We start from the raw sequence: 22,686 nt of genomic DNA on the forward strand, positions 1-22,686 counted from the left end.
CTGGCTTGCCAGCGAAGGACGCGCCGCCGACATCAGATCAAGCCTGTGCGTTCTCCTCCTGCCCCTGGCGCAACCGCGTGCTGATCAATGCCGCCAGCACCAGCAACCCGGCGATCACCCACAACCCATTGCGGGTGCTGCCAGTGGTCTGCTCGATCAAGCCCATCACCGACGGCCCGACGAACCCGCCGAACAACCCGCACATGGTCACGAACGCCAGGCCCGCCGCCAATGCACTGCCGCTCAAGCGGCTGGACGGAAACACGAAGATGATCGACTGCACCACGAACAGCATCAGCGCTGTCAGCGAGAAGCCCACCAAACCGATGAACGAGCTGGAAAACGATGCGATCACCAGCCCCGCCGCCATGGTCAGCAAGCCAAAGAACATGATCATCCGGCAACGCGTCGGCGTGGTCGCCAGCCGCGGGAAGGTCGCCGCACCAATCGCGGCGGCTATCCACGGCACCGACGTCAGCAGGCCGATCTCGAACGGCGACAGCGAACCATAGGTGCCGATGATCCCCGGCAGAAAGAAGATCACGGTGTAGATGGTGATCTGGTGCACGAAGTACACCGCGATCGCCAGCCAGATCTGCTTGTCACGGAACATCTGGCTCAAGCGGGTCTGCGGCGGCGCAGCCGCCTTTTCCGCACTCAGACGCTGTTCGATGTCGCGCTTGTCGGCGGCCGACAGCCATTTGGCCGAGGCCGGGCCATCCGGCAGCTTTTTCCACACCACATAGGCCAATGCAACCGCCGGCAAGCCTTCGATGACGAACAGCCACTGCCAGCCATGCCAGCCCAGCAGCCCGTCCATCTGCAGCAACGCACCCCCCAGCGGCCCGCTGAGGATGTTGGCCAGGCACACACCCAGCAGGAAATACCCAGTGGCACGTGCACGTTGTTCGCGGTCGAACCAGTAGGTCAGGTACAGCATCACGCCCGGGAACAGGCCGGCCTCGGCCACCCCCAGCAGCAGGCGCATGACGTAGAACGAGGTCTCGCCCTGCACGAACGCCATGCCGGCCGACAGCAGGCCCCAGGTGATCATGATGCGGGTGATCCAGAACCGCGCGCCCACCCGGTGCATGATCAGGTTGCTCGGCACTTCGGCCAGCGCGTAGGTCAGGAAGAACAGCCCGGCACCCAGGCCGTAGGCCGCGGCGGAAAGGCCCAGGTCGATGCCCATGCTGGCCTTGGCCAGGGCGATGTTGGTGCGGTCCAGAAAGCTCATCACGTAGACGATCACGAGCAAGGGCAGCAGTTTGCGCAGCAGCAGGTTGTTCAGGCGTTTTTCGGCAGGCACGGCGGGCGCGTCTGCCACGGTGGCGGTATTGAGGATTGTCATTATTGTTAACCCCGGTATTGATGGTCTGGCCCGCTGCCGCGCAGGGCGGCAGCGGGCGAGCGTAGCGATCAGGTGCGGGCGATATCGAGCCACACCTGGCCGTTGGGATACTGGTAGCGCTCCAGTGTTTCAGCGTGCATTTCGATGCTGTAGCCAGCGCGCTTGGGTGGCATGTAGCGGCCGCGGCGGATCACCACCGGGTCGATGAAGTGTTCATGCAGGTGGTCGACGTACTCCAGCACGCGGTTGTGCAGCGAGGCCGAGACGGCGATGTAGTCGAACAGCGCGATATTCTGCACGTATTCGCACAAACCGACACCCCCGCCGTGCGGACACACCGGCACGTCGTACTTGGCCGCCATCAGCAGCACGATCAGCACCTCGTTCAGCCCACCCAGGCGCGCCGCATCCAGCTGGCAGAAATCCAGCGCACCGGCCTGGAACATCTGCTTGAACATCACCCGGTTGTGGCAATGCTCACCCGTGGCCACGCCGATCGGCGCAATGCGCTGGCGGATGCTGGCATGGCCGAGGATGTCGTCGGGGCTGGTCGGTTCTTCGATCCACAGCGGCGCGAAGGCGGCCAGGCGGCGCATGTTGGCCACCGACTCGTCCACGCCCCAGACCTGGTTGGCGTCCATCATCAGGGTGCGTTCCCAGCCCAGTTCGTCACGCAGGATGCCGGCGCGGCGAATGTCGTCTTCCAGGTTGGCACCGATCTTCTGTTTGACGTGGGTCCAGCCATCGGCCACCGCTTCGCGGGTCAGCTGGCGCATCTTCTCTTCGCTGTAGCCCAGCCAGCCCGGGGCAGTGGTGTAGCCGGGGTAGCCTTCACGCAGCATCTGCGCCTCGCGCTCGGCCTTGCCCGGCGCATTGCGGCGCAGCAGCGCGATAGCCTCCTCGGGGGTGAGCACGTCGGTGACGTAGCTGAAGTCCAGGCAGCGCACCAGTTGCTCGGGCGTCATGTCGGCCAGCAGCTTCCACACCGGCTTGTCTTCGTGCTTGGCCCACAGGTCCCACAGCGCGTTGACGATGGCGGCGGTGGCCAGGTGGATCACGCCTTTTTCCGGGCCCAACCAGCGCAGCTGGCTGTCGCCCACGGTGAAGTTGTGCCAGAACGCGCCCATGTCGGCGGTGATCTCTTCCAGCGTCAGGCCGACCACCAGCGGCGCCAGTGACTCGATGGCCGCGACGCAGATCTCGTTGCCGCGCCCGATGGTGAAGGTCAGGCCGTGGCCTTCCAGGCCGCCGACGTCGGTGTGCAGTACTACATAGGAGGCCGAATAGTCCGGTGCACTGTTCATCGCGTCGGAGCCGTCCAGCGACAGCGAAGTAGGGAAACGGATGTCGCGAACGCTCAGGTGTGTAATTCGAATGCTCATGGTGGGCTCTTGTTCTCGGTGACCACTTGGAAGACCCGACTGTAGGTCGCCGAGCGATACGTGCATAATCGCGGTTTCCTAAGCAGGGATACCAAATTCGATATGCCTCTGATACCCGATGCCGACCCACTGCTGCCGCGCAGCCTGGGTGCACTGAAGATCTCCAGCCGGCAGATCACCTTGCTCAATGCCCTGGGCGAGTTCGGCAATCTGCGCCGCGCCGCCGCCGCGATGCACACCACCCAGCCCGCCGCCAGCCTGCTGTTGCAGCAACTGGAGGAACGCCTGGGGGTGCGCCTGTTCGAGCGCCTGCCCCGGGGCATGCAGCCGACCCTGTACGGCGAGGTGATGATCCGCTACGCCCAGGGCGCGCTGCACGAGTTCGAACACGCCCAGGCGCAGATCGCGGAGCTGGCGCGCGGGGCCATGGGCCTGGTGCGGGTGGGCACGGTGATGGGCCCGGTGCCGCGCCTGCTGACCGGAGCGGTGCTGGCCTACAAGCGCGACCACCCCAAGGTGCGCATCAATATCGAGGTGGGTACCAGCGACATGTTGCTGCCGGCATTGCTGCGGGGTGATTTCGATGTGGTGCTGGGGCGCCTGCCGGACCAGGGCGACAGCCAGGACCTGGACATCGAACTGTTCGACATCGGTGAGCAGATGCGCGTGGTGGCCAGGGCAGGGCACCCGTTGGCCGGTGCGGCGGCGTTGCAACTGGCCGACCTGGTGACGCTGACCTGGGTCCTGCACCCGATCGGCAGCCCCATGCGCCGTCGGGTGGAAAGCGCGCTGCAGGCCGGTGGCATGGTGCAGTCGCTGGACATCGTCGAAACCGCCTCGATCCTGGCGACCACCGCCATGCTCGAAGCCTCCGACATGATCGCGGTGGTGCCCAACGACGTGGCCGAGCATTATGCGCGCTACGGCATGGTCGCCATCCTGCCGGTCGAGCTGCCCATCACCATGGTCAACCTGGGCTTGCTGACCCTGCGCTCGCGGCCGCGCTCGGTGGCGCTCAACACCTTGCTGCATTACCTGCGGGCGCAATGAACATGCACCATCACCTTCAAGGGGCCGGGCGCTGATGCCAACCGACATTACCCACTCCAGCTTCTGCAACTGGGTGCGCTTCAAGCACCTGGTGCTGATCGATACCCTGGCGCGCACGCGCAACATGCACACCACCGCCGCACGCATGAACCTCAGCCAGCCGGCCCTGAGCAAGATGCTGCGCGACCTCGAGGAACAGTTCGGCTTTGCCCTGTTCGAGCGCCTGCCGCGCAGCATGCCGCCGACCGAACTGGGCGAGTACGTGGTGCGCTATGCGCAGAACGTGCTGGCCGATTCGCACACCTTCGTCGACCAGGTCAACCGGCTGCGCAAGGGCGGGCACGGCTATATCAAGGTGGGCGGGATCTTTGCCGCCACCTCGGTGGTGCTGCCCCAGGCCATCGCTGCGATCAAGGCGCGCAGCCCGCTGCTGTCGATCGAGGTGGTAGAGCAGTCCAGCGACTACCTGCTGACGATGCTCGAACAGAACAAGCTCGACCTGATGATCGGCCGCTTCACCGAGCCGCGCTATGGCCTGGTGTTCGACTTCCAGGCGCTGGAGCCCGAGCCCTTTGCGCTGGTGGTCAACAGCAGCCACCCGCTCAACCAGCTTGACGTCACGCCCGTGGAGGCGCTGGGTGACTGGCCGTGGGTGCTGTACCCGGTCGGCACGCCGATCCGCGAGCGGCTGGAGCTGGCGTTTCGCGCGGCCAACATCGCTACCCCCGCCGACAGCGTCGATACCATCTCGATGCCGATGTTCCTGCAACTGCTGCAGTCGGGGCCGATGATCGCCATGCTGCCACGCTCGATGGTCGCTGCGCAGTTGGCCAGCGGCCAGTTCAAGGAACTGCAGACGCCGCTGCGCCTGGCGCCGCTGGAGTACGGCATCATCACGCGCAAGGATGAGCCATTGACAGGCTCGGCACGGGAATTCGCGGACATTCTGCTGGCGTTCGCACAGCAGCGCAGCGCTCAGGAGGTCAGTGACAGCGATTTATAAAGTGTGATTGATTTGATGTGTCGATAACCATAGGTTATTGGTTGATCGGATCATCTCATTGGGAATACGGCGCAGGGCTTCGTACAGTCATGGCAGATTCGCCCGGCACACAACGGGCGTGACGCCATAACAAGAAGTACGCCGTAGTGCCCTGAGAGGTCCCATGCACCTGATTGCCAAGACACGCGACAGTGACGCTGCCGTGATTCGCCTCAACCCCCTGGACAACGTGCTGATTGCCCGCCAGGCACTGCCTGCCGGCCTGCATCTGGAGGACGAGGCGCTCAGCGTGCGCCAGCCGATCCCCTCCGGCCACAAGGTCGCCAGCCAGCGCGTGGAGCAGGGCCAGCCGCTGCGCCGCTATGGCCAGATCATCGGTTTTGCCTCGCAGCCCATCGAGGCCGGCGAGCATGTACACGTGCACAACGTGCAGATGGGCGACTTCGCCCGTGACTACGCCTTTGGTGCCGATGCGAACGCCAGCCCCAGCCGCGAGGCCTTCTTCCAGGGCATCGTGCGGGCCGACGGGCGCGTGGCCACGCGCAACTATGTGGGCATCCTCACCTCGGTCAACTGCTCGGCTACCGTGGCCCGCGCCGTGGCCGATCATTTCCGCCGTGACATACACCCCGAGGCGCTTGCCGCGTTCCCCAATGTCGATGGCGTGGTAGCACTGACCCACGGCGCCGGTTGCGCGGTCGACCCGGCCGGCGAGTCGCTGGGCCTGTTGCGCCGTACCCTCGGTGGTTATGCAGTGCACCCCAATTTTGCCGCGGTGCTGATCATCGGCCTGGGGTGCGAGACCAACCAGATCGAGGGCCTGCTGCAGACCCAGGGCCTCACGGCCAGCGCCCAGCTGCGCACCTTCAGCATCCAGGAAGTGGGCGGCACCTCCAAGACCATCGCGGCGGGCATCGAGCAGGTCAAGGCGCTGCTGGCCGAGGCCAACCAGGTGCAGCGCGAGACGGTCAGTGCACGCCACCTTGTCGTCGGCCTGCAGTGCGGCGGCTCCGATGGCTACTCGGGCATCACCGCCAACCCGGCGCTGGGCAACGCGGTGGACCGCCTGGTGGCCGCCGGCGGCACCGCGATCCTGTCCGAAACCCCGGAAATCTACGGCGCCGAGCACCTGCTCACGCGTCGTGCGGTGAGCCAGGCGGTGGGCGAAAAACTCATCGCCCGCATCCACTGGTGGGAAGCCTACTGCCAGCGCATGAACGCCGAACTGAACAACAACCCCTCGGCGGGCAACAAGGCCGGCGGCCTCACCACCATCCTGGAAAAATCCCTGGGCGCCGTGGCCAAGGCCGGCTCCAGCAACCTGGTGGACGTGTACGAGTACGCCCAGGCGGTCACGGCCAAGGGCCTGGTGTTCATGGACACCCCCGGCTACGACCCGGTCTCGGCCACCGGCCAGGTCGCCGGCGGCGCCAACCTGATCGCCTTCACCACCGGGCGCGGTTCGGCCTACGGCTGTGCGCCGGCCCCGTCGATCAAGCTGGCCACCAACAACCGCGTGTTCGAGCACCAGCAGGAAGACATGGACGTGAACTGCGGCGGCATTGCCGACGGCAGCACCAGCATCGAGCAGTGCGGTGCCTACATCTTTGAACAGATGCTGCGCATCGCCTCGGGCGAGCGCAGCAAGAGCGAACAACACGGCTATGGGCAGAACGAGTTCGTGCCCTGGCAGATCGGCGCCGTGACCTGATCGAACCTTCCCACCCCCTTTTTCGAGGCGACATGCACATGCCATTTTCCGGACACAACTTTATCGCAGGCCAGCGCAGCGCACTGGGCGACACCCTGGTCTACAGCGTCGATGCACACACCGGCGAACGCCTGCCGGGCGGTTTTCATCAGGCAACCCTGGCCGAGGTCGACCAGGCGGTGAACGCTGCGACGGCGGCCTTCGCGACATATCGCAACCTGCCTGCGGTGCGCCGTGCCGCGTTTCTCGAAGCCATCGCCGACGAACTGGACGGCCTGGGCGATGCGTTCGTCGCCTTGACCTGCCAGGAAACTGCGCTGCCGAGCGCGCGTATCCAGGGCGAGCGTGGCCGTACCAGCGGGCAGATGCGCCTGTTCGCCAAGGTGCTGCGCCGCGGCGACTTCTATGGGGCGCGCATCGATCAGGCACTGCCTGAGCGCACGCCACTGCCGCGTCCGGACCTGCGCCAGTACCGTATCGGCGTAGGGCCTGTAGCGGTGTTCGGCGCGAGCAACTTCCCGCTGGCGTTTTCCACCGCCGGTGGCGATACCGCAGCGGCCCTGGCCGCCGGTTGCCCGGTGGTGTTCAAGGCCCACAGCGGGCACATGGGCACGGCAGAAAAAGTGGCCGAGGCCTTGCAGCGCGCCGCGGAGAAAACCGGCATGCCGGCCGGCGTGTTCAACATGATCTTCGGCGCCGGTGTCGGCGAAGCGCTGGTCAAGCACCCGGGTATCCAGGCGGTCGGCTTCACCGGCTCGCTCAAGGGTGGGCGTGCCTTGTGCGACATGGCCGCGGCACGGCCGCAACCGATCCCGGTGTTCGCCGAGATGTCGAGCATCAACCCGGTGCTGGTACTGCCGCAGGCGCTGGCGAACCGTGGCGCGCAAATCGCCAGGGAGCTGGCCGGGTCGGTGGTGCAGGGCTGTGGCCAGTTCTGCACCAACCCGGGCCTGGTGCTGGGCATCCGCTCGGCAGCCTTCACGGCGTTCATCGAGCAACTGGGCGGGCACCTGGCCGAGCAAGCGCCGCAGACCATGCTCAACGCCGGCACCCTGGCCAGCTACGGCAAGGGCCTGCAGGCGCTGCTCGCGCATCCGGGCGTGCAGCACCTGAGCGGCCAGGCCCAGGCCGGCAACCAGGCGCAGCCGCACCTGTTCGGCGCTGATGCAAGCCTGCTGCTGGAACAGGACGAACTGTTGCAGGAAGAGGTGTTCGGCCCGTGCACCCTCGTCATCCAGGTGGCGGACGAAGCCGAACTGCTGCGCGCGGTGAGCGCCTTGCGCGGCCAGCTGACGGCGACCTTGCTGGCCGATGAACAGGACCTGTCGACCTTTGCCCCGCTGTTCGGGGTGCTGGAAGAGAAGGTCGGGCGGGTGCTGGTCAACGGTTACCCGACCGGTGTAGAGGTGTGTGACGCGATGGTGCATGGCGGCCCGTACCCGGCCACCTCCGATGCCCGTGGCACGTCGGTGGGCACCCTGGCCATCGACCGCTTCCTGCGCCCGGTGTGCTACCAGAACGTACCCGACGCGCTGCTGCCCGACGCGCTGAAGAACGCCAACCCGCTGGGTATCCAGCGCCTGGTCGATGGCCAGCACAGTGACCAGGCACTCGGCCATGACTGACACCCGGCGCCATGACGTCGCGAGCATCACCCGCTTTGTGGAGCAGTTGTTCGAGCGGGCAGGGGCGGATGCCGAGGTGGCGCAGGTGGTCACCCGCGTGCTGCTCGAAGGCGAGCTGCTGGGGCATCGCACCCATGGCCTGAACCTGGTCAGCCGTTATGTTGCGGGGGTGCTGGACGGGCAGGTCAAGGCGCGTGCGCAAGACCTGGAGCAGCTCAGCGACAGTGGCGTGGCCAGCGTGTTCGATGGCCATTACCTGCTCGGCCCGTATTGCGTGGAGCGGGCCCTGGCCAGCGCTGCGCACGGGGCGACAGCGCAAGGCATCGGCATTGCGGTGGTGCGCCGTGCCTCGCACATCGGCTGCCTGGCGGCTTACCTCAAGCCCTACACCGACCGCGGCCTGATGGCCGTGGTGTATTCCTCCGATCCGTCGGTGGGGCTGGTGTGCGCACAGGGCGGCATCGACCCGATCTACACCCCCAACCCGATTGCTGCCGGCATTCCCACCGAGGGCGAGCCGATCCTGCTGGATGTGAGCATGTCCAGCGTCACCCTGGGCCTGGTCGGCCAGTGTCGGGATGCCGGTACCACGCTGGCGCACGATGTGCTGATGAGCAACCAGGGTGAGCCGAGCAACGACCCTCGCGACTTTTTCACCACGCCCCAGGGCAGCCTGCTGCCGCTGGGCGGCCAGGCCTTCGGGCACAAGGGCTTTGCCCTGGCGCTGATGGTCGAGGCGCTGACGTCCGGCCTGGCCGGTCATGGCCGCAAGGATGCGCCGCAGCAATGGGGCGCTTCGGCCACCGCCGTGGTGATCGACCCACGCTTTTTCGGCGGGCTGCAGGCATTTACCGATGAAACCGGTTTTCTCGGCCGGCTGGTGCTGGGCAGCCGCCCGGTCGACCCGCAGCGCCCGGTGCGCCTGCCCGGTCAGGCCGGCCTGAAGCTGCGCGAACAGGCATTGCGCGAAGGCGTGAGCCTGTCTCCGGCGGTGCTCGCCGCGCTCGACCAGACGGCTGCCCGTTTGCAACTGGCACCCCTTTCCACTGACTGACAACGACAACAAGAGTACAGACATGACAACGACTATCCCGGCGCACGCGCCACTGGCTCTGAACAACGCTATCTCCGCCTTCGACACCGGCAGCTGGGTAGGGCGTGTATGGCTGCCCGCGCAGGGCCCTGCGGTGGTGCTGGTCAGGGCTGGCGCGGTACACGACATCAGCCACCATGTGGCGACGATGTCGGCCTTGCTTGAACTGCCCGATCCGGCCGCGTACCTGCGTGCCTTGCCTCTGGGCCAGGCCCTGATCGAACTGCCGGCCCTGCTGGCCAACAGCGACCCGAGCCAGCGTGATGACGGCTTGCCGTGGTTGCTCGCGCCGATCGACCTGCAAGCGGTCAAGGCGGCTGGTGTGACCTTCGCCGCCAGCCTGCTGGAGCGCGTGGTCGAAGAACAGGCCAAGGGCGACCCGGCCAAGGCCGATGCGATCCGCGACACCCTGGCCAGCCGTATCGGCGCCGACCTGTCGCGTATCGTGCCGGGCTCGCAGCAAGCAGAAGACTTGCGCGCCGTGCTGGTGGAGCAGGGCATGTGGTCGCAGTACCTGGAAGTGGGTATCGGCCCGGATGCCGAAGTGTTCACCAAGGCCCAGCCGCTGTCGGCGGTCGGTCATGGCGCCGATATCGGCCTGCACCCCAAATCGAGCTGGAACAATCCCGAACCTGAGGTGGTGCTGGCGGTGTCCAGCAACGGCACTATCCAGGGCGCCATGCTCGGCAACGACGTCAATCTGCGCGACTTCGAAGGGCGCAGTGCCTTGCTGCTGTCCAAGGCCAAGGACAACAATGCCTCCACCGCGCTGGGCCCGTTGCTGCGCCTGTTCGACGAGACCTTCAGCCTGGACGACGTGCGCGCCGCCGAAGTGGACCTGCGCGTGGAAGGCCAGGACGGTTTCGTGTTGCAGGGCCGCAGTTCGATGCGCCAGATCAGCCGCGACCCGGTGGACCTGGTGCAGCAGACGCTCAATGAAAACCATCAGTATCCCGATGGCCTGGTGCTGTTCCTGGGCACGCTGTTCGCGCCCAAGCAGGACCGCGACCAGCCGGGTGGCGGCTTCACTCACAAGCTGGGTGACGTGGTGACCATCAGCAACCCGTTGCTGGGCAGCCTGTGCAACCGTGTCACCACCAGCGACCTGGCGCCGCAGTGGACTTTCGGCCTGCGCGAGCTGATCGACAGCCTGAGTCGGCGTGATCTGCTGGCGGTGGCGGTACGTGCACGCCAGCCGCAGTAAGGTGCAGTGCCCCCATGGATGAAGCTGTGTGATTGAAGGATCGCCTCGGCGCTTGCCAACGCCGCCACAACAATAATAAAGGCCATCAGATGAACGCACTGAAGAAGTACCAACGCATCACCGTCGTGTTTCTGTTGTTGATCGGCATCGTCAATTACCTGGACCGCAGCGCGTTGTCGATTGCCAACACCTCGATCCAGCGCGACATGCTGATCAGCCCTTCGCAGATGGGCATCCTGTTGTCGGCGTTCTCCGTGGCCTATGCGTTCGCGCAGTTGCCACTGGGCCTGATCATCGACCGCCTGGGCAGCAAGATCGCCCTGGGCGCCTCGCTGCTGGCCTGGTCGGTGGCGCAGTCGCTGTGCGGGCTGGTCAACAGCTTCAGCGGCTTCATGGGGCTGCGCGTGCTGCTGGGGATCGGCGAGGCGCCGATGTTCCCGTCGGCCGCCAAGGCCCTGTCGGAGTGGTTCGATGCCAACGAGCGTGGCACGCCGACCGGCATCGTGTGGTCCTCGACCTGCCTTGGGCCCTGCCTGGCGCCGCCGTTGCTGACGCTGTTCATGGTCAACTTCGGCTGGCGTGGCATGTTCATCATCACCGGTGTGATCGGCATCGTGCTGGCGCTGTGCTGGTTGATGTTCTACAAGAGCAAGGCGCAGTACCTGGCCGAGCTGGCGGCGCAGGGCCAGCCATTGCGCAGCGAGGCACCGGTGTTGCCGGTGGCCGACCCGCAGGCGCCCAAGGTGTCGTATTTTGCCGGCTGGCTCGACCTGTTCAAGCACCGCAGCACCTGGGGCGCGGTACTGGGTTTCATGGGTGTGATCTACATGCTGTGGCTGCACCTGACCTGGTTGCCGGGCTACTTCGAGCGTGCGCACGGGTTGAACCTGTACAGCACCGCCTGGGTGGTGTCGCTGGCGTATGGGTTTGGTGCGCTGGGCACCATCGTGGCAGGGCGCTTCTGTGACGTGCTGGTGCGCCGTGGCATGGGCATCCTGGCCGCCCGCAAGTTCAGCGTGATCACCGGGTTGGTGCTGGCGGCGCTGTTCACCTTGCCGTTGTCGTACGTGAGCGGGCTGACCGGTTGCATCATCCTGCTGTGCCTGGCGTTGTTCAGCATCAACATGGCCAGTGCCACGGCGTGGATGATCGTCAACACCATCGTCGACAGCCCGCGGGTGGCCTCGTTCGGCTCGATCCAGAACTTTGGCGGTTACATTGCAGGTTCCGTGGCGCCGATCGTGACCGGGTTCAGCATCCAGTATTCGGGATCGTTCAATACGGCGTTCATGATCAGCGCGGTGGTGGCGTTGTGTTCGGCGCTGGCGTACTTCCTGTTGCTCAAGGCGCCGATCGGTGGTGCTGATGTGGCGCCTGTGCAGATGGCGGCGGTTACCGAGTAGGGGTGTCGGCCTTCGGGCAGAAGTGCGTGATGTGTGCCCGCATGCGCTTCTGCCCCTCAAGGCACAGCAGCGAACACCAGTCGTTCGCGGTGTCGAGGGCCTTCTTGTAAGCGGTGCCGGCCCGTTGTGTAGAAAAAACCTTCGATATCAATGACCTGGCTTGAGAGATTGGCGCGCGCAGATTGCAAATTGCCCGAGTCGGCGGCAGGATCATGGCGTTGCGATGAAGGCACGACGCCGCATCGGGAGGCTGCCACTGTGGTGGCAACGAAGGACACCATGCAAAAGATCGTTTTCCAACTCGAGGTCATCGACGACTACCCGCCGGTCAGCGCCGAGCGCATGTGGGCCGAGCCCTTGCCGGACGGCACGTACTGTGTGCGCAACATTCCGTTCTACAGCCACGAGGTGTGCCTGGACGATGAAGTGTCGGTGACGCGCTGTACAGAAGGCACGCTGCGCTTCGAGGCTGTGGTCAAGCCCAGTGGCAACAGCACGGTGAGGGTGATCTTCATGCAACCAGGCTATGCCGGCATGCCAGCAGTGCTCGACGCCATCACGGCCCTGGGTTGCACGTGGGAGGGGTGCAGCGCGCATTTCTATTCGCTCAACATTGGCCCGAGCGTCTCGCTCGATGCCGTGCTCGCGCTGCTGGATGTGCAGTTCGAGCAGGGCTGCCTGGATTACGAGAGCGGCCTGCTGCGCCAATAGGGCTGCTTAGCCGTGCACGTGCACTCGGTTGCGCCCCGCATCTTAGGCGGATGCTTGCACGCGGTACACCCGTGGTCAACGTACGGGGGGCAAGTGCAGCCTCGACAGCCAGGCCCGCTGTCAGTATCGTCAAGCCCCCTGCCTCTGCATCATGGAGCCCTTGAATGCTGATCGACGAAGCGCTGACGCTGAAGAAGCTCGAAGTGTTCCTGGCGTTCATGCGCACCGGCAACCTGGGGCGTGCAGCCGCCGAACTCGATACCAGCAACGTCAGTGTGCACCGCGCCATTCATTCGCTGGAAAGCGCGCTGCGCTGCCCGTTGTTCAAGCACGAAGGGCGCAACCTCACGCCGCTGGAAAGCGCCTATGTGCTGGAGGAGCGGGCGCAGAAGCTGATACAGGACGTGCACGAGAGCGTACGCCTGACCCGCGAAGCGGCCGGCTTCTCGGCGGAGCGTTTCAGGCTCGGCTCGCTCTATTCACTGACGGTCAAGACGGTGCCGCAGCTGATCATGGGCCTGAAGATTCGCCGCAGCGAACTCAATATCGACCTGATCATGGGCTCCAATATCGACCTGCTGTACAAGCTCAAGAACATGGAGACCGATGCGATCCTGGTGTCACTGGATGACAGCATCAACGACCCCGACTGCGAGCAGCTTGCGCTGTTCAGCGACGATATCTTCCTGGCAACACCGGCCGATTCGCCGTTTGCAGGCCAGGCAGAAGTCGACCTGAGCGATCTGCGCGACGCTACTTTCATTACCCTGACCCAGGGCTTTGCCACCCACCAGGACGGTGTGCGGGTGTTCCAGCAGGCCGGCTTCGAACCGCGTGTGGCGATGCAGGTGAACGACATCTTCACCCTGCTCAGCATGGTCAGTTCGGGGGTAGGGTATGCGTTGCTGCCGGGGCGCATTGCCGCGGTGTACGAGAACCGCGTCAAGCTGATCCCGCTGCAGCAACGCTATCGCTTGCAGCAACACATCGGCGTGGTGTTTCTCAAGGCCAAGGAGCGTGACCCCAACCTGTTGGCACTGTTGGCCGAATGCCGGATGTACGCCACCCGGCATGCGCAGGCCGACTGACCTCAGCCCACCATCGCGCGCACCACAAAGTACAGCAGCGAAGGGCCGAGCAGGCACCCCAGGCCGGTGTGGAAGGTGGCGGTGAGCGCACCATAGGGCACCAGGCGCCGGTCGGTGGCGGCAAGGCCTGCGGTCACGCCGCTGACAGTACCGGCCAGGCCGCCGAAGACCATCGCCGAGCGCGGGTTGTCCAGCCCCAGCCAGCGTGCCGCGAACGGCGTGCCGACCATCACCAGGATGGCCTTGATCAGGCCGGTGGCGATCGACAGTGCCATCACGTCGGAACTGGCACCAATCGCAGCACCCGTCACCGGCCCCACGATGTAGGTGACCGCGCCCGCACCGATGGTGGTCATGCTCACGGCATCGCGATAGCCGAACAGCCAGGCCACACTGGCCCCCACGATAAACGGCAGTATCGTGCCCAGCAGCAGCGCCACTGCGCCGATCATGCCGGCCTTGCGCGCCTCGGTGGCCTGCACCTCGAACGCGGTGGCGACGATGGCGAAGTCACGCAGCATGGCGCCGCCCATCAGGCCGATGCCGGAGAACAGCGCCAGGTCCGCCAGGCCCTTCTGCCCGCCGGTGAGGGTGCCGCCGACCCAGGCCAGTACCAGGCCGATGACGATGGCGATGGCCGAGCCGTGCACCCGCCCGAAGGTCAGTTTCCTGGACAGCACTACCGACACCCACATGATCACCCCGACGAAGGCGAAGGCGGTGATCAGGCCGTTGTGTTCCAGGGCTTTCTCGATCATGGTCCACATGTCAGCGCCCCCCTGCAGCAGCAGGTACCGCGGTGTCGAGCGGTTCGTCCGGCAACGGCTCACCTTTGTGGGTACGGCTGATCAGGGCGATGGTCGCCCCGCACAGCACGACCGAACCTATTGCCGCCAGCACCGCGACCGGGCCGCCATGCAGCGCGGTGACCACGTTCTGCTGTGCGGCCATGGCCACCACCACCGGGATGTACATCGCGCCCCAGAAACCGACGCCCAGCTCACACTCCTTGCTCATGCCGCCGTTGCGCTGCATGTACAGCCGCGCACAGATCAGCAGGATCATGGCGATGCCCACGCCGCCCACGTTGGATTGCACGCCCAGCAGTACGCCAAGCAGGTCGCCGATGATCACGCCAGCCAGCGTGCAGATCGCCAGTAATGCCACACCGTAAATAATCATTGTTGTAAGCCTCAATAGTGCAGGGTCGAAGTTGCTTGTTGTTGTTCTTCGAAGCAGCAGCCGGTGTCTACAGGGTGGGGTGGTTCTCCTTGTGCAGCAGTGACTGGAGGGTATCGAGACGTGCACTGTCGAACGCGACGACAGTACCTTGTTCCAGTACCCGACGGGACAAGCCGGTGAGCACCGCGCCCGGCGGCAGCTCGATCTGCAGGCGCACGCCGCGCTCGCAGGCGCTTTGCACGGTGGCGCGCCAGTCGACCTGGCGGCACATGTTCCAGGCCAGGTCGTCGCGCAGGTGTTCGGGGGTGCGCAGCAGGCGTGCGCTGCTACTGCTCAGGTAGCCCAGGCGCGGGGCCTGCAACGTGATGCTGGCGAAGGCTTCGGCCAGCGCCTGGGCCGGTTGTTCGAGCAGGGTGCAGTGTGACGGCACGCTCACCGCCAGGCGCCTGGCCATGCCGGCACCCTGTTGCCTGGCGAGGGCGGCCACGGTGGCCATGGCCGCGTCGCTGCCGGCGATGACCAGTTGGTTGTCGGCATTGATGTTGGCCAGGTAGACCGGCGTGTGCGGGCTGTGAACCTGGGCCAGCAGGGTTTCCAGCGCGCGCTGCTCAAGGCCCATCACAGCGGTCATGCCAAAGCCCTGGGGGTAGGCGCGTTGCATCAGATCGCCGCGCAGGCTGACCAGGCGCAGTGCATCGTCAAAGCTCAGCGCCTGGGCCGCGACGGCAGCGGCATAGGCGCCGATGGACAGCCCGGCCACGTAATCCGGTGCTGGCAGCAGGCGCGCGCAGGCGGTGCCGGCGATCAGCAGGCACAGCTGCACGGCGCGGGTGCTGGCCAGGGCCTCTGGAGTGTCGAGGCTGAGCACATCCTGGCCGAGCACGTCGCTGGCCTGCTGCAGGGTGTCGCGCACGGGCGCCAGGGCCGGCAGGCGCTGCAACATGCCGGGCGTTTGCGCGCCCTGGCCGGGGAACACCAGCAGGCTGCTCATGCCGCCACCTGCCAGGGGCTGTCGACCAGGCGTGCACCCTCTGCGCACTTGAGCAGTACCTGAGGGCGCGAGCCTGCCAGTTCGGCGAGGGCTACGGCGCCCAGCGGCGTCTGCACCTGCAGGTCGACGCGGCAGGCATGGCCTTGCAACTGGGCGAGCAGGTTCGCGGCAAATGGCTGGCTTAGCGGTAGTTCGGCGCGCAGGATCAGGTCCAGGTCGCTGTCTGCGTGCACGGCTGCAATGCCGCTGGCCAGCTCGAAGCCGGCGCTGCCGCTGATGCCCCAGGGCAGGCCGAGGGCGTCGAGCAGCGGGCGCAGGTGGTGCACTGTGTGCAGCGCCGGCCAGTGCGCGGTGGCCGGTGCGAGGTGGGTGAGGTGTTCGGGTTGCACGATACGCTCGATGGCGTCCAGGGGCATGACGGCTGCCAGGCGTTGTTCGCGGGACGCCCCGCGAATGCCGACAGCAACCCAGTCGGAGGCGACCACGGCGCGCCGCACGACCACCGGCTGCCCCAGGCGCAGCGCTTCGATGGCCCACTGCGGCGCGTGGGGCGGCAGGTGGGCTGGGGCCATGCCCCAGAGCAGGTCGTGGGGCAGGGGGATGGCTGTCAGCTGCATGGTGTATTCCTCTGTTGGACCGCGTCGCCGCCTTCGCTGGCAAGCCAGCTCCCACAGGATCATCAGCGCTCTGGAAACCGGTGGGGTTCCTGTGGGAGCTGGCTTGCCAGCGAAGGGCACGACGCGGTGTCAGGCCCTTACCACTGTGCCCGCAGCAACTCGCGCACCCGGCTCGACGCCGCCCGGTTGCTGGCCCCAAGGCGACCGCGCAGATCACTGCCGCCCGCTCGCACATCACGTACCGCCTGCAACACGCAGTCGCGCACGCGCTGCACATCGTCTGCCGTGGGCGTCTCGATGCGCTCCACCTCCAGCGTCTCCCACAGCAGGCCAAGGCTGGCATAGCTGTCGATGTCATACGCCATTGGCGCCACACTGGCCGCCAGGGCTTCAAGCTCCTCGACGCTGCGCAAGGTGACCCGCGCCGCCGATGCCTTGCCCATCGCATGTACCATCACCCCCGGGTCACGCAGCGCGATCAGCCGATTGGCCTGATACCCATGCGCCAGAAACGCCCCGGACATCGCCTTGCCCACCAGCAGACCAATCACCGGGTGCCCCGCCAGCCGCGCCCGTGCATAGCTGTCGACCGCGCCGGCCAGTGCCTGGTGAATGCCCAGCGCTTCCTCGCGCCGCCCATAGGCCTGGCTTGGCACGTCGACGATCGCCACCAGCGCCCGCTTGTGTAGTTGCGCTCGGTCGGTTTCGATCGCCTGATCCACGGCTTGCGCCAGCCCCCAGCCTTCGAGCAGGCCGACCTCGCCGTCGCGGGCACGGACGAAACGGTTATGCGCGTCAGGTACCACGCACAGCAGGCGCGCCGGCTGATCGCCAAGCTGTACATCGGCGACCTTCAGCGAGGCGGGCAGGCCCGGCAGGGTCGGGGCGTTGTCGCTCAGGGCCGCGAACCAGTTCAGGCCACGCAGGGAAGGGGTGCTCATGGGCGTTCTCCTTGATAGGCGGTGCGCACCGCCGCCGGGGTGATCTGCGGTTCGGCATCCAGCTGCGCCAGGCGCGCGGTGAACCAGGCGTGACGTTGACTGCGGTGGGTGGCAGGCAGCCCGAGGGCGAGCAGCTCGGCCACCTGATCACGGATCTGCGCCACATCGTCAGCTACATAGCGGTCTACCAAGGCGCTGGCAAAGCGCTGCTCGCCGCCAGTCAGGCTCCAGATAAAAGGCCGGTCGCGTGCGTCATATTCATCGATACCCGCCTCCTGTTCGATCACTTGCGGGCCATTCAGGCCCAGACGTGCCTCGCGGGTGGCGACCAGGTAACTGCACAGGCCAGCGGCAATCGACATGCCGCCAAAGCAGCCGACGCTGCCGGCGATCACGCCCACCACAGGCTGGTATTGGCGCAGGTCGACGATCGCCGCCTGGATCTCGGCAATCGCCGCCAGCCCCAGGTTGGCCTCCTGCAGGCGCACACCACCGGTCTCCAGCAACAGCAGTGCGCGGGTGGGGATGCCGTTGCGGTTGTCCTCGGCGGCCAGTTCCAGTGCGCCGGCGATCTTCGCGCCGCCCACTTCGCCCAGGCTGCCGCCCTGGAACCCGCCTTCGATGGCGGCGATCACCACCGGCTCGCCGTCCAGCGTGCCCTTGGCGATCACCACGCCGTCGTCGGCCTGGGGTACCACGCCCTGGCGCTCAAGCCAGGGTGACATCAGGCCGTCGAACGGCCCGATCAGTTCACGAAAACTGCCTGCGTCAAGCAATGCCCGCGCACGCTGGCGCGCGCCCAGTTCGACGAAGCTGCGCTGCTGCAGCAGGTGGGTACTGTGCTCAGTCATGGCCGATCTCCTCGAAGCCCTGTTCCAGGCGCAGGCGTACCACGCCCGGGGTGGCGCCGAAGTCATGAATGCGGATGCTCATGGCCGCCGGGGTGCGGCCCTCGAACAGGCGGGTAAACAGATGTTCCCAGCGTGCTGCGCTGCCGTTCACCGAGGTCAGCACCTGGATCGACAGGGTGCCTGCCACGTTCGGCTCCAGCAGTACCTCCAGGTCACCGGAGCTGACACAGCCGACCAGGGTGCGGCCGCGGGCCGGCTGGCCGGCGGCGAATTCGAAATTCAGGGTTTCCATCAGTTGTCTCCCTCGGTGAAACCGTGGTTTTGCTCCAGGCGATCGATCAGCAGGCAGGCGGCGAGCAGGTCGGCCGCGCCCCCTGGCGAGGCGTTCAGGGCCAGCAGTTGCTGGTCCAGCGCCAGCAGCCGGCGCCGGCCGGCCAGGCTGGCGCTGCCGCCGTGGTCGAGTACCGCCTGCGCGCCTTGATGCATGGCCTGCAGGCCGGGCAGGCCGGCGCGGTGCAGCACGCAGGTATCGTGCAGTTGGGTCATGATCGCCAGCAGCGCGTCCAGGCGTGCGCTTTGCTCGCCGTGGCCGGCCAGGCGGCTGGCGCGCAGCTGTGGCAGCCCGTGGTGCAGTACCGCCGGGAACGCCTGCTGGGCCTGTTCGCGTGCGCCGCCGACGCCATAACGTTGCGCCACCGCGCTGCCGTTGCTGGCCTGGCGCGGGGCATCGCGGTCGTGGAGCAATGCCAGTTGCGCCGCCCGCATCGCCAGGCCACCGGCGCGGGGCGTAGCCCCTGGCAACGCGGCCGCTGCCGTCAGCAGGCCCAGCGCCCAGATGGCGCCCCTGTGCGTGTTGACCCCGCCGGTGGTGCGCAGCATGGCCTGCTCGCCCTCGCGGCCGAGCTGCCCAAGGGCTTCGCGCAGCGGCAGGCCGATGCTGCCCAGTTGCTGGGCGGCTTCTGCCATCTGCCTGAACATCGGCCACAGCGACAATGCCGAGGCATGCATCAGGCCCAGGTGCAGGTCGTGGTGCGCGCCATTGCCGCGCCGGTCGACGAGGGCGGGCTTGGGCGACAGTTCGGCCTCGTCGATCAGCGCATCCACCGCGAAGTCGGCCAGTTGCTCGGCGCGTGACAGCGCCTGGGGTTGCAGGTCGAGTGCGTGCATTACCAGCTCCTGAACTTGGCGGGCGGGTTGTACAGGCCGTCGGACCACTGCACCAGGTCGGCCACGCTCTTGGCCGCCAGCAGCTCGCGGGTGGCGTCGGTGCGGCGGATGCCGAGGTCTTCGGGCAGCGCGATCAGCCCTTCGCGACGCAGGCGCGCGGTGTCGGCAGGGTTGTGCCGCAGGCCGATCGCGGTGACCCCGGCCACGGCTGCGATCATTGCCTGGCGCTCTTCGAGCGAGCGCGCCTTGTACAGATAGGCGATGCCCTCCTCGGTGAGCAGGTGAGTCACGTCATCGCCGTAGATCATGATTGGCGCCAGTGGCATGCCGCTTTTCTTCGCCACCTCGACGGCGTCGAGGGTGTCGACGAAGGTGGGCTTGCCGCCTTCCTGGAAGGTCTCGACCATCTGCACCACCAGCTTCTTGCCGCGTTCCAGCAGTGCTTCAGGGGCATCGCCGGCCTGGCGCATGTCCAGCCACGCCGGGGTGGCGTGACGCCGGCCGCGCGGGTCGTGGCCCATGTTCGGTGCACCGCCGAAACCGGCCAGGCGGCCACGGGTCACCGTGGAGGAATGGCCGTCGCCGTCCACCTGCAGGGTCGCGCCGATGAACAGGTCGACCGCGTATTGCCCGGCCAGTTGGCAGACCATCCGGTTGGAGCGCAGCGAGCCATCGCGCCCGGTGAAAAACACGTCCGGGCGTGCGGCGATGTACTGCTCCATGCCCAGCTCGGTGCCGAAGCAGTGCACGCTCTGTACCCAGCCGCTTTCGATGGCGGGGATCAGCGTGGGGTGCGGGTTGAGCGTCCAGTGCCGGCAGATCTTGCCCTTGAGCCCCAGGGATTCGCCGTAGGTGGGCAGGATCAGCTCGATGGCGGCGGTGTTGAAGCCGATGCCGTGGTTGAGCGACTGCACATTGTGTTTTTCGTAGATACCGCGGATCGCCATCATCGCCATCAGCACGTGCACCGGCTTGATATGGCGCGGGTCGCGGGTGAACAGCGGCTCTATATAGAAGGGCTTGTCGGCCACCACCACGAAATCGACCCACGAGGCGGGGATATCGACGCGGGGCAGTTCGCTGACATCGTCCACCAGTTGGTTGACCTGGACGATGACGACACCGTCGCTGAAGGCCGCCGGTTCGATCAGCGCCGGGCTGTCTTCGGTACTGGGGCCTGTGTAGATATTGCCGGCGCGGTCGGCCATGAAGCCGGCCGAGAGCACCACGTTGGGAATCAGGTCGACTACCAGACGCGCGTAGAGCTCGATATAGGTGTGGATGGCGCCGATTTCCAGCAGGCCGTCTTCGAGCAGTTGGCTGATGCGCAGGCTCTGGGTGCCGGCAAAGGAAAAGTCCAGCTTGCGTGCGATGCCGTGTTCGAACAGGTCCAGGTGCTCGGCGCGGCCGACGCTGGGCATGATCATGTGCAGGTCGTGCAGGCGGGCGGGGTCGGCCTTGGCCAGGGAGCGGGAGAGGAAGTCGGCCTGCTTCTGGTTGTTGCCCTCCAGCACCACGCGGTCGCCGGGGCGGATCAGGGCTTCCAGCGCTTGGACGATGCTTTCGGTGGGCAGGACCACGCCGTCGGCGAGGTGTTGTACCTGGGCCAGACGCTGCTGCTTCTGGCTGCGGCGCTGGGACCAGCGCGGTTCAGGGGAGGATGTTGTTGTCATGATGGCTCCACGCAGTTCGCTGTCGTGGGTGCACAGTAGGGTGGGGAGGTGGGGGGATCAATCAAGGTGGGTGGGGGATTGTTACGGTTAGGGTAATGGTTGTGGGATTCCTGGTGGCGTTAGGTAACGATGCGGTGTTGTGCAGCGCTTTTCATTCACAAAGGCCATCACCATTGCTACATTCTCGCCTCGATTTCGTGGAAACAATGAGTATCAGCATGCCAACGATGTGGATGATCCGAGGTGACGGCGGTCGTCTCTATGACGATTTCAGAGATCGCAATTTCGCAGCCATTGGATGGGCTCAACTAGCGCTGGAGGCCAAGCCCGGCGTTTCTCGCAAGGCTTTGATCCAGGCGTATAAAGATCTTCAACCAGGGATAAAGGACGCGAGTGCCGTATCGGGTGCTTCGCAGGTATTCCGTTTCGTTAACGAAATCAACATAGGCGATACGGTCGTTACATACTCCCCTGCGAACCGGACCTACTTGGTGGGCCGCTTCACCGGGGCGTGCCAGCTGCGCACTGATCTGGCAGATGATGGTATGTCTTTGACTAGACCTGTTGAGTGGTATGCACAGGAGGTTGATCGCGACAAGCTTACCAGTGCCAGCAGAAACAGCCTGGGGTCTACGCTGACTGTATTTAATGTTGCGGAGGATGCCCAGAAGGAGTTGCTGGCTCTTGCTACGGGTAGAAACGTCTCCGCTGTGCCTCAAGATGCTATTGAAGATGTAGAAGCTCTGGAAGATCCGTTGAAGGGTGTTCAGGAGATCGCTTTCGAGCGCATCAAGGACCAGATCAACAGTCTGGACTGGGCGGAGATGCAGGAACTGGTGGCAGGAATCCTGCGAGCGATGGGTTACAAGACGCTCGTATCACCGGCTGGCGCCGATCGGGGCAAAGACATCATTGCCTCTCCCGACGGATTCGGGTTTGAGCCACCGCGCATTGTGGTAGAGGTCAAGCATCGGAGTGCCCGCATGGGAAGCAACGAAATTCGTAGCTTTCTGGGCGGTAGGCATAAGGATGATCGAGGGCTGTACGTCAGTACTGGCGGATTCACTAAAGAGGCGCTGTATGAAGGAGAGCGGGCCAATGTGCATCTGACGATGTGGACGTTGGATGAACTGGCACGTACGTTGATGGCGCATTACCCAGCGACTGATCCGGAGACCAAGCGGTTGGTGCCGTTGAGCTACTTTTATGTGCCTGCTTAAAAATCTTCCTGAGCGGCTTGGGAATAAATATGCGCTATGGGGCCAAGTAGCGCATGCCCTCTCGATTTTGCTGGTTCAGACACGAAAAGGCGTCCGTGGACGTCTTTAGAGCCGGGGTAATTTGAATCGTAAGTATTAGATATTGATTTTTATCAAAAAAGTATTTTGGCTTCTATAGCTAGGATACCAACTGGATGCCAAATCCTTAGCTATTCCTCGCATCTGCGCTCAGATCGTAGGTGTAGCGGTAACCTGTCGAGGAGTGAGCGCTAGTCTAATCGCTGGGGAGATGATCGAATCGTTCGAAAAAACGTTTTACGTGGGAGCTTGTTCTGTAGTGAGTTGCCGGGCAGTGATGGATCTAGGGATGCTCCGATCAACTTGCCGAAAAGCGGCGGCAGGCCAAACATTCTCCGGCGCGTA

At 65.3% G+C, this 22,686-nt stretch carries 21 protein-coding genes; 10 read left to right on the forward strand and 11 right to left on the reverse strand.

Annotated elements, in window-relative coordinates; genetic code table 11:
• Positions 1–37: 37 nt before the first annotated feature.
• Positions 38–1,351: an MFS transporter gene (locus KUO17_RS05260; RefSeq protein WP_217974089.1), complete on the reverse strand. Its 1,314-nt coding sequence runs from the start codon at positions 1,349–1,351 to the stop codon at positions 38–40.
• 68 nt (positions 1,352–1,419) lie between these two features.
• Positions 1,420–2,733 (reverse strand): L-fuconate dehydratase, encoded by a 1,314-nt coding sequence (locus KUO17_RS05265; RefSeq protein WP_217974090.1) that lies wholly within the window; start codon positions 2,731–2,733, stop codon positions 1,420–1,422.
• A 102-nt stretch (positions 2,734–2,835) separates the two neighbouring features.
• Between KUO17_RS05265 and KUO17_RS05270 the strand changes: the two genes are divergently transcribed.
• From KUO17_RS05270 to KUO17_RS05310, 9 genes are all read left to right on the forward strand, one after another.
• Positions 2,836–3,783 carry a LysR substrate-binding domain-containing protein gene (locus KUO17_RS05270; RefSeq protein WP_217974091.1) on the forward strand — a complete coding sequence of 316 codons (948 nt, stop codon included), beginning with the start codon at positions 2,836–2,838 and terminating at the stop codon, positions 3,781–3,783.
• Positions 3,784–3,817: 34 nt separating this feature from the next.
• On the forward strand, positions 3,818–4,786 hold the full coding sequence (locus KUO17_RS05275) for a LysR family transcriptional regulator (RefSeq protein ID WP_217974092.1): 969 nt from the start codon (positions 3,818–3,820) through the stop codon (positions 4,784–4,786).
• Positions 4,787–4,949: 163 nt separating this feature from the next.
• Positions 4,950–6,497 carry a UxaA family hydrolase gene (locus KUO17_RS05280; RefSeq protein WP_217974094.1) on the forward strand — a complete coding sequence of 516 codons (1,548 nt, stop codon included), beginning with the start codon at positions 4,950–4,952 and terminating at the stop codon, positions 6,495–6,497.
• A gap of 38 nt (positions 6,498–6,535) precedes the next feature.
• On the forward strand, positions 6,536–8,122 hold the full coding sequence (locus tag KUO17_RS05285; protein WP_425274829.1) for an aldehyde dehydrogenase (NADP(+)): 1,587 nt from the start codon (positions 6,536–6,538) through the stop codon (positions 8,120–8,122).
• Positions 8,115–9,176 carry an Ldh family oxidoreductase gene (locus KUO17_RS05290; RefSeq protein WP_217974097.1) on the forward strand — a complete coding sequence of 354 codons (1,062 nt, stop codon included), beginning with the start codon at positions 8,115–8,117 and terminating at the stop codon, positions 9,174–9,176. Before KUO17_RS05285 ends, KUO17_RS05290 begins: the two co-directional genes overlap by 8 nt.
• Positions 9,177–9,198: 22 nt before the next feature.
• Entirely contained in the window at positions 9,199–10,419 is a 1,221-nt protein-coding gene (locus KUO17_RS05295) for a fumarylacetoacetate hydrolase family protein (RefSeq protein WP_217974099.1), read from the forward strand.
• An 89-nt stretch (positions 10,420–10,508) separates the two neighbouring features.
• Positions 10,509–11,822 (forward strand): MFS transporter, encoded by a 1,314-nt coding sequence (locus tag KUO17_RS05300; protein WP_217974101.1) that lies wholly within the window; start codon positions 10,509–10,511, stop codon positions 11,820–11,822.
• A 279-nt stretch (positions 11,823–12,101) separates the two neighbouring features.
• On the forward strand, positions 12,102–12,533 hold the full coding sequence (locus KUO17_RS05305; RefSeq protein ID WP_217974102.1) for a DUF4265 domain-containing protein: 432 nt from the start codon (positions 12,102–12,104) through the stop codon (positions 12,531–12,533).
• 164 nt (positions 12,534–12,697) lie between these two features.
• Positions 12,698–13,621, forward strand: a complete 924-nt coding sequence (locus tag KUO17_RS05310) for a LysR family transcriptional regulator (RefSeq protein ID WP_217974104.1) — start codon at positions 12,698–12,700, stop codon at positions 13,619–13,621.
• Between the two features lie 2 nt (positions 13,622–13,623).
• On the opposite strand, the gene madM is transcribed toward KUO17_RS05310, so the two are convergent.
• The 9 genes from madM to mdcA all read right to left on the reverse strand — a co-directional run bounded on the left by madM (position 13,624) and on the right by mdcA (position 21,043).
• Positions 13,624–14,388 (reverse strand): malonate transporter subunit MadM, encoded by a 765-nt coding sequence (gene madM / locus KUO17_RS05315; protein ID WP_217974106.1) that lies wholly within the window; start codon positions 14,386–14,388, stop codon positions 13,624–13,626.
• A gap of 1 nt (position 14,389) precedes the next feature.
• Positions 14,390–14,803 carry a malonate transporter subunit MadL gene (gene madL, locus KUO17_RS05320; protein WP_217974107.1) on the reverse strand — a complete coding sequence of 138 codons (414 nt, stop codon included), beginning with the start codon at positions 14,801–14,803 and terminating at the stop codon, positions 14,390–14,392.
• A gap of 67 nt (positions 14,804–14,870) precedes the next feature.
• Positions 14,871–15,794 (reverse strand): malonate decarboxylase subunit epsilon, encoded by a 924-nt coding sequence (gene mdcH, locus KUO17_RS05325; RefSeq protein WP_217974109.1) that lies wholly within the window; start codon positions 15,792–15,794, stop codon positions 14,871–14,873.
• Positions 15,791–16,411, reverse strand: coding sequence for a malonate decarboxylase holo-ACP synthase (locus KUO17_RS05330; protein WP_217974110.1), 621 nt, complete (start codon positions 16,409–16,411; stop codon positions 15,791–15,793). The genes mdcH and KUO17_RS05330 overlap by 4 nt, the downstream gene beginning before the upstream one ends.
• A 137-nt stretch (positions 16,412–16,548) precedes the next feature.
• Entirely contained in the window at positions 16,549–17,352 is an 804-nt protein-coding gene (gene mdcE, locus KUO17_RS05335) for a biotin-independent malonate decarboxylase subunit gamma (RefSeq protein WP_217974112.1), read from the reverse strand.
• A complete protein-coding gene (locus tag KUO17_RS05340; protein WP_217974113.1) occupies positions 17,349–18,203 on the reverse strand; it encodes a biotin-independent malonate decarboxylase subunit beta in 855 nt (284 codons plus the stop codon). Before KUO17_RS05340 ends, mdcE begins: the two co-directional genes overlap by 4 nt.
• A complete protein-coding gene (locus KUO17_RS05345; protein WP_217974115.1) occupies positions 18,196–18,495 on the reverse strand; it encodes a malonate decarboxylase subunit delta in 300 nt (99 codons plus the stop codon). The genes KUO17_RS05340 and KUO17_RS05345 overlap by 8 nt, the downstream gene beginning before the upstream one ends.
• Positions 18,495–19,370, reverse strand: a complete 876-nt coding sequence (locus KUO17_RS05350; protein WP_217974117.1) for a triphosphoribosyl-dephospho-CoA synthase — start codon at positions 19,368–19,370, stop codon at positions 18,495–18,497. Before KUO17_RS05350 ends, KUO17_RS05345 begins: the two co-directional genes overlap by 1 nt.
• On the reverse strand, positions 19,370–21,043 hold the full coding sequence (gene mdcA, locus KUO17_RS05355; protein WP_217974118.1) for a malonate decarboxylase subunit alpha: 1,674 nt from the start codon (positions 21,041–21,043) through the stop codon (positions 19,370–19,372). Before mdcA ends, KUO17_RS05350 begins: the two co-directional genes overlap by 1 nt.
• 218 nt (positions 21,044–21,261) lie before the next feature.
• Here mdcA and KUO17_RS05360 point away from each other — a divergent pair, with 218 nt between their 5' ends.
• Positions 21,262–22,263: a restriction endonuclease gene (locus KUO17_RS05360; RefSeq protein WP_217974119.1), complete on the forward strand. Its 1,002-nt coding sequence runs from the start codon at positions 21,262–21,264 to the stop codon at positions 22,261–22,263.
• Positions 22,264–22,686: the final 423 nt, after the last annotated feature.

Origin of the sequence: Pseudomonas aegrilactucae (genome assembly GCF_019168305.1) — a bacterium.
GTDB classification, from domain to species: Bacteria; Pseudomonadota; Gammaproteobacteria; order Pseudomonadales; family Pseudomonadaceae; genus Aquipseudomonas; species Aquipseudomonas aegrilactucae.

What these genes read in the sequence shown, in the direction of transcription:
- KUO17_RS05350 (WP_217974117.1), bottom strand. Translation starts at nt 19,370, where the DNA reads ATGCACGCACTCGACCTGCAACCCCAGGCGCTGTCACGCGCCGAGCAA.
- KUO17_RS05310 (WP_217974104.1), top strand. Translation starts at nt 12,698, where the DNA reads ATGCTGATCGACGAAGCGCTGACGCTGAAGAAGCTCGAAGTGTTCCTG.
- KUO17_RS05330 (WP_217974110.1), bottom strand. Translation starts at nt 16,411, where the DNA reads ATGCAGCTGACAGCCATCCCCCTGCCCCACGACCTGCTCTGGGGCATG.
- KUO17_RS05260 (WP_217974089.1), bottom strand. Translation starts at nt 1,351, where the DNA reads ATGACAATCCTCAATACCGCCACCGTGGCAGACGCGCCCGCCGTGCCT.
- mdcA (WP_217974118.1), bottom strand. Translation starts at nt 21,043, where the DNA reads ATGACAACAACATCCTCCCCTGAACCGCGCTGGTCCCAGCGCCGCAGC.
- KUO17_RS05290 (WP_217974097.1), top strand. Translation starts at nt 8,115, where the DNA reads ATGACTGACACCCGGCGCCATGACGTCGCGAGCATCACCCGCTTTGTG.
- KUO17_RS05285 (WP_425274829.1), top strand. Translation starts at nt 6,536, where the DNA reads ATGCCATTTTCCGGACACAACTTTATCGCAGGCCAGCGCAGCGCACTG.
- KUO17_RS05265 (WP_217974090.1), bottom strand. Translation starts at nt 2,733, where the DNA reads ATGAGCATTCGAATTACACACCTGAGCGTTCGCGACATCCGTTTCCCT.
- mdcH (WP_217974109.1), bottom strand. Translation starts at nt 15,794, where the DNA reads ATGAGCAGCCTGCTGGTGTTCCCCGGCCAGGGCGCGCAAACGCCCGGC.
- KUO17_RS05340 (WP_217974113.1), bottom strand. Translation starts at nt 18,203, where the DNA reads ATGACTGAGCACAGTACCCACCTGCTGCAGCAGCGCAGCTTCGTCGAA.
- KUO17_RS05270 (WP_217974091.1), top strand. Translation starts at nt 2,836, where the DNA reads ATGCCTCTGATACCCGATGCCGACCCACTGCTGCCGCGCAGCCTGGGT.
- KUO17_RS05360 (WP_217974119.1), top strand. Translation starts at nt 21,262, where the DNA reads ATGCCAACGATGTGGATGATCCGAGGTGACGGCGGTCGTCTCTATGAC.
- KUO17_RS05305 (WP_217974102.1), top strand. Translation starts at nt 12,102, where the DNA reads ATGCAAAAGATCGTTTTCCAACTCGAGGTCATCGACGACTACCCGCCG.
- KUO17_RS05300 (WP_217974101.1), top strand. Translation starts at nt 10,509, where the DNA reads ATGAACGCACTGAAGAAGTACCAACGCATCACCGTCGTGTTTCTGTTG.
- mdcE (WP_217974112.1), bottom strand. Translation starts at nt 17,352, where the DNA reads ATGAGCACCCCTTCCCTGCGTGGCCTGAACTGGTTCGCGGCCCTGAGC.
- madM (WP_217974106.1), bottom strand. Translation starts at nt 14,388, where the DNA reads ATGTGGACCATGATCGAGAAAGCCCTGGAACACAACGGCCTGATCACC.
- madL (WP_217974107.1), bottom strand. Translation starts at nt 14,803, where the DNA reads ATGATTATTTACGGTGTGGCATTACTGGCGATCTGCACGCTGGCTGGC.
- KUO17_RS05280 (WP_217974094.1), top strand. Translation starts at nt 4,950, where the DNA reads ATGCACCTGATTGCCAAGACACGCGACAGTGACGCTGCCGTGATTCGC.
- KUO17_RS05275 (WP_217974092.1), top strand. Translation starts at nt 3,818, where the DNA reads ATGCCAACCGACATTACCCACTCCAGCTTCTGCAACTGGGTGCGCTTC.
- KUO17_RS05345 (WP_217974115.1), bottom strand. Translation starts at nt 18,495, where the DNA reads ATGGAAACCCTGAATTTCGAATTCGCCGCCGGCCAGCCGGCCCGCGGC.
- KUO17_RS05295 (WP_217974099.1), top strand. Translation starts at nt 9,199, where the DNA reads ATGACAACGACTATCCCGGCGCACGCGCCACTGGCTCTGAACAACGCT.